Origin of the sequence: Nibribacter ruber, from assembly GCF_009913235.1 — a bacterium.
GTDB classification, from domain to species: Bacteria; Bacteroidota; Bacteroidia; order Cytophagales; family Hymenobacteraceae; genus Nibribacter; species Nibribacter ruber.
Genome location: NZ_CP047897.1, coordinates 3,939,037 through 3,951,213, shown reverse-complemented (window position 1 = coordinate 3,951,213; position 12,177 = coordinate 3,939,037). Strand labels below are relative to the sequence as shown.

At 51.8% G+C, this 12,177-nt stretch carries 9 protein-coding genes; 5 read left to right on the top strand and 4 right to left on the bottom strand.

The features are described 5' to 3' along the window. Nucleotides 1-62: 62 nt before the first annotated feature. From GU926_RS16665 to secDF, 4 genes are all read left to right on the top strand, one after another. Complete coding sequence (locus GU926_RS16665; protein WP_160693877.1) at nt 63-659, top strand: non-canonical purine NTP diphosphatase; 597 nt, start codon at nt 63-65, stop codon at nt 657-659. 76 nt (nt 660-735) lie between these two features. Next, complete coding sequence (gene udk / locus GU926_RS16660; RefSeq protein ID WP_160693875.1) at nt 736-1,359, top strand: uridine kinase; 624 nt, start codon at nt 736-738, stop codon at nt 1,357-1,359. Between the two features lie 111 nt (nt 1,360-1,470). Beyond that, a complete protein-coding gene (locus GU926_RS16655) occupies nt 1,471-1,833 on the top strand; it encodes a hypothetical protein (protein ID WP_160693873.1) in 363 nt (120 codons plus the stop codon). Between the two features lie 160 nt (nt 1,834-1,993). Further along, nucleotides 1,994-4,984: a protein translocase subunit SecDF gene (gene secDF, locus GU926_RS16650; RefSeq protein WP_160693871.1), complete on the top strand. Its 2,991-nt coding sequence runs from the start codon at nt 1,994-1,996 to the stop codon at nt 4,982-4,984. Between the two features lie 263 nt (nt 4,985-5,247). Here the strand turns inward: secDF and GU926_RS16645 are convergent, their stop codons facing one another. Next, nucleotides 5,248-7,017 carry an APC family permease gene (locus GU926_RS16645; RefSeq protein WP_160693869.1) on the bottom strand — a complete coding sequence of 590 codons (1,770 nt, stop codon included), beginning with the start codon at nt 7,015-7,017 and terminating at the stop codon, nt 5,248-5,250. Nucleotides 7,018-7,261: 244 nt separating this feature from the next. Further along, nucleotides 7,262-7,873, bottom strand: a complete 612-nt coding sequence (locus tag GU926_RS16640; protein ID WP_160693867.1) for a NifU family protein — start codon at nt 7,871-7,873, stop codon at nt 7,262-7,264. 197 nt (nt 7,874-8,070) lie between these two features. On the opposite strand from GU926_RS16640, the gene GU926_RS16635 reads away from it, so the two are divergent. Then, nucleotides 8,071-9,444: a sodium:proton antiporter gene (locus GU926_RS16635; protein ID WP_160693865.1), complete on the top strand. Its 1,374-nt coding sequence runs from the start codon at nt 8,071-8,073 to the stop codon at nt 9,442-9,444. Nucleotides 9,445-9,615: 171 nt separating this feature from the next. Here the strand turns inward: GU926_RS16635 and aroC are convergent, their stop codons facing one another. Both aroC and GU926_RS16625 read right to left on the bottom strand, forming a co-directional pair. Beyond that, on the bottom strand, nt 9,616-10,698 hold the full coding sequence (gene aroC, locus GU926_RS16630; protein WP_160693863.1) for a chorismate synthase: 1,083 nt from the start codon (nt 10,696-10,698) through the stop codon (nt 9,616-9,618). Beyond that, complete coding sequence (locus GU926_RS16625; protein WP_160693861.1) at nt 10,695-12,122, bottom strand: BatD family protein; 1,428 nt, start codon at nt 12,120-12,122, stop codon at nt 10,695-10,697. The genes aroC and GU926_RS16625 overlap by 4 nt, the downstream gene beginning before the upstream one ends. Nucleotides 12,123-12,177: the final 55 nt, after the last annotated feature.

Genomic DNA, 12,177 nt, shown 5'->3' with positions numbered 1-12,177 from the left:
ACTGCTCACTATTTATTGGTTACTACCAACTGTTTACTCTTTACTGTTAACTGATCACTGTCATGAAAATCTGCTTCGCTTCTAACAATGCCCATAAACTAAAAGAAATCCAGTCATTGCTGGGCGCACCGTTTGAATTGGTGAGCCTGGAAGAACTGGGCTGCACCGAGGAGCTAGCCGAAGACCAGGACACCCTGGAAGGCAATGCTTTGCAAAAGGCGCAGTACGTCTGGGAGAAGTTCAAGACGCCTTGCTTCGCAGATGACACGGGGCTGGAGGTAGCAGCATTGAACCAAGAGCCGGGTGTGTATTCAGCGCGCTACGCAGGCCCCGCACGTGACAACCAGGCCAACATGCAGAAGGTGCTGAACAACCTGCAAGGCCAGAAAAACAGAAAAGCCCGGTTCAGGACGTCCATTGCCTTGATTCTGGAGGAGGGCGAGTTGCATTACTTTGACGGCATTGTGGAGGGTCACATTCTGGAGGCTCCCAAAGGGACTAACGGATTTGGCTATGACCCCATCTTCGCGCCAGAGACCAGTTCTTTGTCTTTTGCCGAGATGAGCAGCGAGCAGAAGAACCAAATCAGCCACCGGGCGCGGGCCGTGCAGCAGTTGGTTTCGTTCTTGCGGCACCGCTATGTGCAAACCGGCACCTGAGCAAATTCTTTTAAGGCTTCATTAGGCGGCCTGCATCTAAAAACCTAATTTTGCACCCCGTAAACCAATTGCACTTATGCATCAAAAGCCGTTCATTGTAGGCATTACGGGAGGAAGCGCCTCAGGAAAAACCACCTTCTTGAGTAAGTTACTGGCTTCATATGCACCTGAGGACATCTGCCTCATCTCACAAGACAATTATTACCATGACCGGGAGAAGCAGTTCAAAGACGAGCAGGGCGTCCTGAACTTTGACTTGCCCACTTCCATTGACAGCCACGCCTACGCCCAGGACATTCTCAAACTAAGCCAGGGCGAGACCATCCACCGCAAGGAATACACCTTCAACAACCCCAACGTCGTTCCGCGCCAGTTGGAATTCAAGCCGGCCCCCATTGTGGTAGTGGAAGGCATCTTTGTCTTCTATTTTGAAGAAGTGGCCAACCTGCTGGACCTGAAGGTGTACATAGACGCCAAAGAGTACATTAAACTGCAACGCCGCATCATTAGAGACAAGGTAGAACGCGGCTATGACCTGGATGATGTGCTGTACCGCTACACCAACCACGTGGCTCCTACCTATGAGAAATACATCAAGCCTTTCAAGAATGACGCAGACGTGATCATTCCCAACAACCGTCATTTTGACAAAGGCCTGGAGGTTTTGGTGACCTACCTGAACTCAAAAATATCTAAATAGCACAACCCCGGCCCAAACCGGTTGGAACTCTTTTTGAAAGCCGCTGCTTTACCTGAGTGTAAGGCAGTGGCTTTTGTTTTATGCCAGATTCCTATATCTTTGCTTATACAGATGAAAACCGGACAAAACATATCGCACCATTGGCGCCTGCTATGCACTAGCCTGGCCCTGTTGCTCGTCTTGACGGTGAACCATCGGGCGCTGCCCGCTTTTGCCCATACCGCCTCCACCCCAGCGGAGGAAGCCGCGGTAAAAGCCCACCACCACGCAGAGGGGTCAGTGGTTAAGCAGAAGGTTTCCCTGGAGGCCACTACTTCGTTTACAGACGTATTACTGGCAGAACCCACTCTGCTGCCATCGTTTTCATTCTCTGCCCCTACGGTCCAAAATGTAAGCACCAAAGCGCCTCTGGCGTACTGGACGTTCTACCTCCTTCAACAGACCACCCAACCTATTTCGCCCAACGCGCCCTAACGCGTGTTGCCGCCGCCCGCTGGCCTTTCTGGCGCGTGGGTGACTCCCTATCCATTGAATTTATTTGCTTTTTTCTGCTGGCACGGCCTATTAATGGCTTTGAACACGGCAGAGAGCTTCTGTAGTATTACCATCCATTTCAATACATTTTACAAAACTCATGCGTAACAAAGGATTTCTTATTTTCCTGACGGTGATAGTCTCGGTCTTGTGCCTGTACTATCTATCGTTCTCTCTGGTATCAGGTAAGGTGGAAGACAAAGCCACGGCCTATGCCACCAACGCCTCAGGGCAGGTGGACCACTATAAAAAGCAAACCTATCTGGACTCTGTCTGGAAAGCTCCGGTTTGGAATTTCTTGGGCAAGGATTACACCTACCAGGAAATCAAAGAAAGCGAATTGGGCCTTGGTCTTGACTTAAAAGGCGGTATGCACGTGACGCTGGAGGTTTCTCCAGTGGAAATCATCAAAGCCATGGCCGGCAACCGCAAAGACCCGGCGTTTGAAAAAGCCATTGCGCAGGCTCAGAAACTGCAGGTAAACAGCCAGGAGAACTTTGTAGACCTGTTCTACCGCTCTTACCGCGAGATTGCCCCTAACGCCAAATTGTCTTCATTGTTTGCCAACAGCGCCAACCGCAACTTAAGCTACGCTTCTTCAGACAAAGATGTACTGGCAGAAATCAACCGTGAGGTAAATGACGCCGTTGCCCGTTCATTCAACATCTTGCGCACCCGTATTGACAAGTTTGGCGTAAACCAGCCTAACATTCAGCAACTGAAAGGCACCAACCGCATCCAGATTGAATTACCGGGTGTAGACAATCCTGAGCGTGTTCGTAGATTGTTGCAAGGAACTGCTAATCTGGAGTTCTGGGAAGTATGGCGCACAGATGAGTTCGCTCCTTATTTCACCCAACTGAATGACTACCTGGTGAAAGAAGAGTCTGCCAACAAATTAAAAGGTACTTCTACCACTGGTGCCTCTACCCTGGCGGCCGCTGCGGCTCCAGCAGACACTACGCTAGCCAAAGCCGCTGGTGACACTACCGCTCTTGCCAACCAACTGGCCAAAGTAGACACTGCCAAAGCCAAAACTGACTCTTTAAACACCAACCAAAGCTCACTGTTGTCGCGCTTGTTCACGCCGCTTCCGGGTGGTTTGGGTTCAAACGTACGTGACACTGCCAAAGTAAACGCCTTGTTTGCCAAGGAAGAAGTACGCGCCCTGTTCCCGCAGAACATGAAGTTCTTGTGGAGCGTGAAACCAATCGTGGCCAATGACGGTGCTGAGTTCCTGGAACTGTTTGCCGTGAAGAAAGGCCGTGACGGCAAAGCACCTCTGACAGGTGAGTACATTGCAGACGCCCGCCAGGATTACAGCCAAACAGGTCAGCCAGAAGTAAACATGAGCATGAACGTGGCCGGTTCTAAGAAATGGCAGCGTTTAACGGCAGACAACATTGGTCGTCAGGTAGCCATTGTGCTAGACAACTATGTGTACTCTGCGCCAGTGGTACAGAATGAGATCAGCGGTGGTAGCTCTTCCATCTCTGGTTCTTTCACCATTGACGAGGCCCAGGATTTGGCCAATATCTTGAAAGCTGGTAAAATGCCAGCGCCTACCCGCATTGTGGAAGAGGCCATTGTAGGTCCGTCGCTGGGTCAGGAAGCCATTAACCAAGGTTTGATTTCTTCTTTGGCTGGTTTGGTATTGGTAGTAATCTTCATGATTGCCTACTATGCAAAAGGTGGCATCATCGCTAACATTGCCTTGTTGTTCAACATCTTCTTCATCATTGGTATTCTGGCCCAGTTTGGCACCGCCCTTACCTTGCCTGGTATTGCTGGTATGGTCTTGACCATGGGTATGTCTGTAGATGCCAACGTATTGATCTTTGAGCGTATCAAAGAAGAAATGGCCGCCGGGCTTAACATTCAGGAAGCCATCAAGAAAGGGTATAGCAAAGCATTCAGCTCCATCTTTGACTCCAACGTGACCACGTTGCTGGCCGGTATCATCCTGTTCTTCTTCGGGTCTGGGCCGGTGAAAGGTTTTGCCATCACTTTGATGATTGGTATTGCCACTTCATTCTTCACTGCCGTGTACGTTTCAAGAATCCTGATTGAGTGGATGGCGAAAGGCGAAAAAGCCAGCACCCTATCCCTGGAGACGCCGCTTTCCAGAAACTGGTTCAAGAACATCAAGTTTGACATTCTGGGCAATCGCAAGAAGGCCTATCTTTTCTCTACCGTGCTTATTGCCTTTGGTATTGCCGCCGTGTTCATCAAGGGAGAACTTCCTCTTGGGGTTGACTTTAAAGGAGGCCGTTCTTACGTGGTAGACTTTACCTCTGCCGTTCCGGCATCTGACGTACGTTCTGCCCTGGATGACGAGTTCCAGGGAAAAGGTACCGAAGTAAAAACGTATGGTGCCACTAACCGCTTAAAAGTAACCACCAGTTATTTGGCGGAAGATGAGTCTACCCAGGCAGATGAAACCGTTCAGGCGGCCTTGGTGCAAGGCTTGAAAGAATACCAGGCACAGAGTCCTAAAATCGTAAGCTCTTCTAAAGTGGGTGCTACCATGGCCGATGACATTCAGAAGACGGCGGTTATTGCCGTGTTGCTGGCTTTTGCCGGAATCTTCCTCTACCTGGCCTTCCGTTTCAGCCGCTGGCAGTATAGCTTGGGCGGGGTAATCGCCTTGATCCATGACGTGTTGGTGGTATTCTCTGCCTTTACCATTGCCAACCTGTTTGGAGTTTCTTTTGAGATGGACCAGGTGTTCATTGCCTCCATCCTCACTATTATTGGTTACTCCATCAATGATACCGTGGTAGTGTTTGACCGTATCAGGGAATACACGCAGGAAAACCCACGCATGAAGTTCAAAGACATTGTAAACCCAGCCTTGAACAGCACCTTTAGCCGTACCATCATTACCAACTTAACGGTATTGCTGGTAGTGATCGTGCTCTTCATCTTTGGTGGTGAAACACTGAGAGGCTTCTCGTTTGCCATGTTGGTAGGTTCTTTGACCGGTACGTATTCTACCTTGTTCATTGCCTCTCCTATTGTAGTGGACACTACCAACGTAGACAAAGAGAACGTTACCACCACTTCTGCCAAGCCTGTGATTGTTTCATAGTAAACAGAGGAAGTATCATAAACAAGAAAGCCCGGCATATTGCCGGGCTTTCTTGTTTATGATACTTCGCAAAGCAAGAGAGATCTGATTTCAAATATTTTGGATGCCTTGTGGCAGACGCGTATTCAATTGACTTCTGCCTATGTATGAAAAGGAAACTGTATTACTAAGTAATGCCTCTGGGCAGATGAAAGGATTGTTCTCCTGTCGTTTTTGGCGTATTTTCTGGAAAAAAGGCCAAAAACGATAGAAGATGGCGTTTCTTAAATGACCAGGCGTACGCCTCCCAGTTCCTGCAAGCCATAGGGAAACTGGTCTCCCGGCGAACCAATGAACATGAAGTTCTTGGGAATGCCCCACTTGTTGGAAAGTTCTTGGATAAGCTCTGGCCCGAACGTGCCCCTTAAGATGATAAAGTCCACTACAAGCTCTGGATAGGCGGCATCCAGCACTTCAACTTCATGCATGAGCTTTTTGGGCGGCTCTTCCCCTTCCCGCAGAATGTTCACGATTCTCAACCGATTGGTGTGCTCATTCTCCACAATGTACCGCATGACCTTGTTGATGTTGGCAATGTTGTCTCCCTTGGTAAAAAACACAAATTCCTGCGACCGGATACGGCTTATCAACCGAAGTATAGAACTAGACTTAAGCGGAAGGAGTTTGTTGACCGGCTCCTCTATCTGGCGCACCATGTAGGCTAAAAAACCAAGCAGTTCAATCCGGTAGAGCATAATGAACACCAGCGTCACCGTGGGGATGAAGTATTTGAGAAACACCCACACGTAAGCCGGGTTGAGAAGAGCATTACCCAACAAGGCCATTAAAACAGCAAAAATGGCCAGCACCAAAACAAAGGCAGAGGCCCGCACCGGCCGGGGCAACCGTTTCCGGCGCACTTTCAACAACACGTTGCCTGCTCCAAACAAGGCCATCACTGACAGAAAGGAAATGGTGTACACGCCCGCCAAGGCGCTTATGTCTCCCTGCGTGATCAATAAGATGGAGACGCACAGCAGGAAGAAAGAAATCATGATGAGAAACGCCGAGCCTTTCTTGTTGGTGATGAGCAGAAACTGCGGCAGGCACCGGTCTAAGGTCATGCGCTGTACCAGACCCGTCACGCCCACATAAGAGGTGAGTACGGCACCGCTCAAGACCAAGGCCGCATTCACAGACACCAGGGTAGCCAGCCAGGGACCGCCGGCCACTTCGCCCAGATAGGCCAGCAGGGCAGTTTGGTTCTGAGCAACCGCCGCCATGGGAATGATGGCAATAGCCAGGAACGCAGTTAGCGGGTTGAACACGGTCACGGCCAGCCACATGTTGCGCAGCGTTTTAGGGAATACCCCGGGGGCCTGTTCCTCCACAAAATTAGCCGAACTCTCAAACCCCGAAATCCCCAGCATGGCCGCCGCAAACCCGAAGAACAGCGCCTTCCAGATACTGCCCTGCACCGGTTGGCTGTAGTTTAAGGCCAAGGTGTCAAACCCATGCGAAAACAGGAAGGCAAATCCCACCACCACCAGCAGCGTGAGGGTGGTGATGTGGGTAAGGAAAATGATGACCGCCACAATGGAAGACTCCCCAATGCCCATGATGGTAAGGGCCATGAACACTGCCAGCAGGGCAATGGTGGCATACAGGATGGGCAGTCCCTCCCACAGGTGGTGCACGTAATGCATGGCCTCACTGGCAGAGATTACGGCCGTGGCCATGTAAGACAGCAAGGTAAGGCAGGCCGCTAGAGAGGCCGTGCTTTTGCTGGTAGTGTTGAGCAAGGCATTGTACGCGCCGCCGTTCAAAGGAAGGGCGCCTACCACTTCGCCGTAAATGCTCCTGAACAGGTACAGCACGCCGCCCACCATCAAAAGCGCCACCCACGCATATTGCCCCGAATACACAATGGCCAGGGCGGAAACATACAGACAAGAAGAGGTGATGTCATTGCCGCAGATGGCAGTGGCTGCCAGTTCCTTTAACTTGGTAGGGTGCGGCTTTGGATCTTCAAGAATGATGGCGGCTGAGGACATAATTTGCTTTAGTTGTAGGCCGTATACGCAGGCAGTGGCTTCTTGGTATTGGCTAATTTCAACTAGCTTTCTTCTCTTTCCTTTGCTCAACTGCGCACTGGTCCAAAACCATCTTCTTCCAGCGCAAGGCCGTTTTTGGGCAATTTCCTGGAAAATAGCCTAAAAACGGCCTTGCGCGGTTTGGGGTGAAAAACAAAAAGCCCCGGCGGTTGGGCCGGGGCTTTTAAAAAAAGTTTTGTGTCGCTTACAAGGTCACGCCTTCGGCTACTACTTCTTTCACTTCGGGGACCATGCGCTTGAGCAGGTTCTCAATACCGGCTTTCAAGGTAACCGTGGCAGAAGGACAGCCGCTGCAAGAGCCTTGCAGGTTCACGGTCACAATGCCTTCGTTGTATGACTTGAACGTGATGTTACCGCCGTCTTGCTCTACCGCCGGGCGCACGTAGTTCTCTAACAGGTCAATCACCTTCTGTGAGATGTCTGCGTCTTCGGCAGACAGGTTGGTAGGCAGTTCTGTGGTGGCTGCGCTGGTAGCCGCCGGCGTGCCAATGAAGATAGGCCCGCCCGCCTCTACGTACGACTTGATGAACGTTCTCAGCTCTGGGATCAAGGTTGGCCACTGGTCTGCGGTGTTCTTGGTCACGGTCACAAAGTTGCTGGCAATGAACACTCTGGACACGTACTCAAAGTTGAACAGCTCCTGCGCAAACGGAGAATCTACGGCCGCTTCTACCGTGGCATAGTCCACGCTCTGTCCCTCGCCTAGCAGCGAAGAGTTGAGCACAAACTTCATGGATTCTGGGTTGGGGTTGGCTTCTGCGTAAACAGAAATTGGTTTGGTGGTATTATCAGTCATGGCTATATCTTGCTTTGTTATAAAAACCTGAGGCACTTGCATTAAGTTTCCAAAATTAGGGAGAAATACAATAGAAAGTAGCACTAGCCGCCGCCCGTGACTGGTATGTTTTCTGAAACCAACCCAAAAAGAGCCACCCGTTTATCATATAAAGCTTAACTTTACTCACTACGTATGTTCCATCATTGATTTCACCCATGCTTGAAGCGTCTGTACTCTTAGCGGTGACGCCGCACGACATTCCTGGTTACCTTATCTTCCCTTTTCTGCTGCTCATTGGCCTTATTGCTACGGGGCCCATCTTCTTTTCGCATTTCTGGCACAAGTACTACAAGGCCATTGCCGTGGGGCTGGGGCTGCTGGTGCTGGCCTACTACCTGGTAGTGCTGCAAGACACCCACCTGCCCGCTGAGACCTTAGCCGAATATGCTTCCTTCGCCATTCTCCTGAGCGCCTTGTACGTAGCCGCCGGGGGCATTTACATCAACGCCAATGCCAATGCCACTCCTCTTATTAACGTGGCCATTCTGTTTCTGGGTGCGTGCCTGGCCAATGTGATCGGGACTACGGGTGCTTCTCTGCTTTTAATCAGGCCGTTCATCCGGTTGAACAACCACCGCATACAACCCTACCAGATTGTGTTCTTCATCTTTGTGGTGAGCAACGCCGGCGGAATGCTTACGCCGCTGGGCGATCCGCCGTTGTTCATCGGGTTCCTGAAGGGCGTACCGTTCTTCTGGACGCTGCAGAATTTGTTCATTCCCTGGATCATGGCGGTAGGTGGCTTATGCCTTATCTTCTTCTTTAGAGACAGAATGAACAAAGTAGGCTACCAGCCTAAGCCTGGCGTGAAAGAAAAGATTGAGGCCAAAACCGAGTTTTACTTCACGGGCAAGCGCAACATTCTGTGGCTGGCCGTGATCATTGGGGCTACCTTCCTGAATCCGTCCAGCTTTGAGTGGCTCCCTTACATTCCCATGGAAGGCGGCATCAAGGTTTCTTTCGTCCGCGAGCTGGTGCAATTGGCGGCGGCGGCCTTCTGCTTTAAATTTGCCAGCCGAACGGCCCTCAACGGTAACCATTTCTCGTTTGAGCCCATTCTGGAAGTGGTGTTTCTGTTCTTCGGGATATTTTTTACCATGATGCCGGCACTGCAGCTTTCCGCTGAGCTGGCCGCCAGCCCGCAGTTCTCGGGCTACCTAACGCCCAGCATGCTGTACTGGACCACCGGTTCTCTTTCTGGCGTGCTGGACAACGCTCCTACCTATGCCAACTTTCTGTCACTGGGCATGGCCAAATACGGCATGGACTATGGTAGCATCCATCAGGTGCAGCAGTTTGCCCAAGGCGTTCCCAACCATGCAACGCTGGTTACCCTGGAGGCCATTTCCATTGGAGCCGTGTTGTTTGGCGCCATGACCTATATTGGCAACGGCCCTAATTTCATGGTGAAAGCCATTGCCGAGCAGGCCGGTGTGAAAATGCCTCCGTTCTTCACCTATGTCTACAAATACTCTCTGGTATACTTACTGCCTATCTTGTTCCTGATCTGGCTGCTGGTCATCAGGTAAAAGAGAGAAGCGTTGCATAAAAGCAAGGTCCCGTTTTTGGGCTGTTTTACAGGAAACAGCCCAAAAACGGGACCTTGCTTGTTTATTGGAGCCTACTTAAGTAGAGATGCGGCCCAGATGATAAAACTCTAGTTTTGGCTTAAATCTGACAAAACCGGCTAAAAACCGCTGCTAGTTCATTTTATTGGCCCGCTGTCTGAGCACGAAATCGGCCAGCACCAGGGCGGCCATGGCGTCTACAATGGGCACCGCTCTAGGTAGCACGCACGGGTCATGGCGGCCTTTGCCTTGCAGCGTGATCTCCTGCCCGCTCTGGTCAATGCTGGTCTGGGGTTGCAAAATGGTAGCCACAGGTTTGAACGCCACTCTGAAGTAGATGTCCTGCCCGTTAGAAATCCCTCCTTGAATACCGCCTGAGTGGTTGGTACGCGTTTTTACCTGGCCATTCTCATCGGTGTAGAAAGCGTCATTGTGCTGCGAGCCGTACATGCTCACGCCGGCAAACCCGCTGCCGTACTCAAAGCCCTTCACCGCGTTAATACTCAGCATGGCCTTGCCTAGCTCGGCGTGCAACTTGTCAAACACCGGTTCGCCCAACCCGGCCGGTACGCCTTTTATGACGCAGGTAATCACACCCCCCACCGTATCTAGGTTATCTCTGGTTTCTTCTATCAACTGAATCATGGCTTGGGCAGTTTCTGGGTCTGGGCAGCGCACAATATTGCTGTCTACCTGGCCCAAATCTAGCTGAGCATAATCTGCCGGAGCGTGAATGTTGCCTACCTGTGACACGTAGGCGGTGATTTGAATGCCCTGCTGCGCCAGAAACTTCTGCGCCAGTACGCCAGCGGCCACGCGGGCCAGCGTTTCACGGGCGGAGCTGCGGCCGCCGCCGCGGTGGTCGCGGGAGCCATATTTGGCGGTGTAGGTGTAATCTGCGTGTGATGGCCGGTAGGCTTGCTCAATGTGCGTGTAGTCATGGCTGGCCTGGTCCTTGTTGAAGACCGTGAGCGCAATGGGCGTGCCCTGCGTCTGTCCGTTGAAAATACCCGACAAAATCTGCACCTGGTCTTTCTCATCGCGGGGCGTGGTGATTTTGGACTGACCCGGTCGGCGTCTATCCAGGGCTTGTTGGATCTCTTCAATGGTAATTGGCAAGCCGGCGGGGCAGCCGTCTACCACCACGCCCACCGCCGTGCCATGTGATTCCCCGAAGGTGGTAATCCTGAAGATAGATCCGTAGGTATTGCTCATGAGTTCTTCTTGATAAATATAAACAGGGCCACCACCAGCACTACCGCCAGGGCGATGTTGGTATAGCGCCGGGCCTCCTGCATATGGTCTAACCCGGCCAGGGTGTTGCTTTCGTTTTCAATGATGTCGTAGAAATTGCCTACGTCCTGCGCCCTGATGAAGGCATTCTGGTCTTCCTGTCCGCGCACCCGAAGGGTCAGTTTGGGTTGCAAGGTATCATAGCGCGCGGTAACAGGATTGAAATACACCCACTGAAACAAGGTCTTGAAAGGGTACGTGCCCGGGTGCCGGCCCACAATAAAATACCGGAAAGTCTTCCCGCCAGAGATTCTGCCATTGGCGGCGTTCTTGTACTGGCGCACCTCGGGCGGGTAGATTTCTATTCCACTGGAAGCCCACAACGTATGTGGCGGCGGCAGCGCGCCAATGTTCCCTTCGCCCTCCACTTTAAACTGGTACACCCCGTTCTGGTTCACTGAGATGGCGTTTCTAGACAGTTGTTCCTGCAATCTGAACACGCCCACCGGCACCTGGTCTTTGAGCGGATGCGGCGGCAAAGGCTGCACCGCTATGGACTGCGGCGCCGTGCTGTAGGTTTTATATTCTGGCAGTCTATTCTGGGTGAGCAGGCTGGGGTTCTTGGCTACTTTGTACTTGACCATCTGCAGTTGCACCCCCGGGAACTGCAGCGCCTGCGCCGTAATAGGAAACAGCACCGACTCATACAGCTTGAACCGGGTAAAGGCCTTGTCTCCTACTTTTATTTTTTCGGGTTGGATTTCCTGTTGCTCCAGCACTTCTTCCCAGGCGCTCCGCTGCTTTAACTGGCGCACAATGTCCATGATCTGCGTTTCAAACTGATAGAAGTCCAGCAAGCCAAGGTCGGTGTCGGCTACGTAGAACCAGAGAGAGACAGGCACGCTTTCCCCCACAAACACACGCTTTTTGGGCACATACAAGGTGAGGAAGGCATTCTCCTTCACGTCTACAAATTCTGGTGCGGGGGCCACCAGGGGGGCGGCGGGCAGTGAATCCTGGGCGGGCTTGACCGGCTGCGGCGGGCCAACCTTCACCTTAATGGCCTTGCCGGCCACCGTCTTGCCGTCTACCGTGAGGGTAAACGGTTTCACGTTAAACTCGCCTTCTTTGAGCGGAGCATAGCGCTGCGTGAGCGTGTACACCACCGTAATCTGCTCTCCGGTTTTATAGGTAGACGAAGACAGCTGGCGGGTGCTTTTCTGAAATCCCTCCACCTCAGGAAAACCCTCTACCTTGGCCGGTTTGTTAGGCGATGCCTTAACAGAGATGGTAAAATACTGGTCTATGGGAATAGTGGCCGGGCCGTACTCAATGGACAGGGTCTGCCCCCAGCAGGTGCCTGCCCAGAGCAATATCCAACAGAAGACCGCAATTCCCTTTTTCATCTAATTCCTGGAAAACAGGCTAAAAACGCACATTAGCGCTGCCTATTGCCAAAAA

What these genes read in the sequence shown, in the direction of transcription:
- GU926_RS16645 (WP_160693869.1), bottom strand. Translation starts at nt 7,017, where the DNA reads ATGTCCTCAGCCGCCATCATTCTTGAAGATCCAAAGCCGCACCCTACC.
- GU926_RS16635 (WP_160693865.1), top strand. Translation starts at nt 8,071, where the DNA reads ATGCTTGAAGCGTCTGTACTCTTAGCGGTGACGCCGCACGACATTCCT.
- secDF (WP_160693871.1), top strand. Translation starts at nt 1,994, where the DNA reads ATGCGTAACAAAGGATTTCTTATTTTCCTGACGGTGATAGTCTCGGTC.
- GU926_RS16640 (WP_160693867.1), bottom strand. Translation starts at nt 7,873, where the DNA reads ATGACTGATAATACCACCAAACCAATTTCTGTTTACGCAGAAGCCAAC.
- aroC (WP_160693863.1), bottom strand. Translation starts at nt 10,698, where the DNA reads ATGAGCAATACCTACGGATCTATCTTCAGGATTACCACCTTCGGGGAA.
- udk (WP_160693875.1), top strand. Translation starts at nt 736, where the DNA reads ATGCATCAAAAGCCGTTCATTGTAGGCATTACGGGAGGAAGCGCCTCA.
- GU926_RS16655 (WP_160693873.1), top strand. Translation starts at nt 1,471, where the DNA reads ATGAAAACCGGACAAAACATATCGCACCATTGGCGCCTGCTATGCACT.
- GU926_RS16665 (WP_160693877.1), top strand. Translation starts at nt 63, where the DNA reads ATGAAAATCTGCTTCGCTTCTAACAATGCCCATAAACTAAAAGAAATC.
- GU926_RS16625 (WP_160693861.1), bottom strand. Translation starts at nt 12,122, where the DNA reads ATGAAAAAGGGAATTGCGGTCTTCTGTTGGATATTGCTCTGGGCAGGC.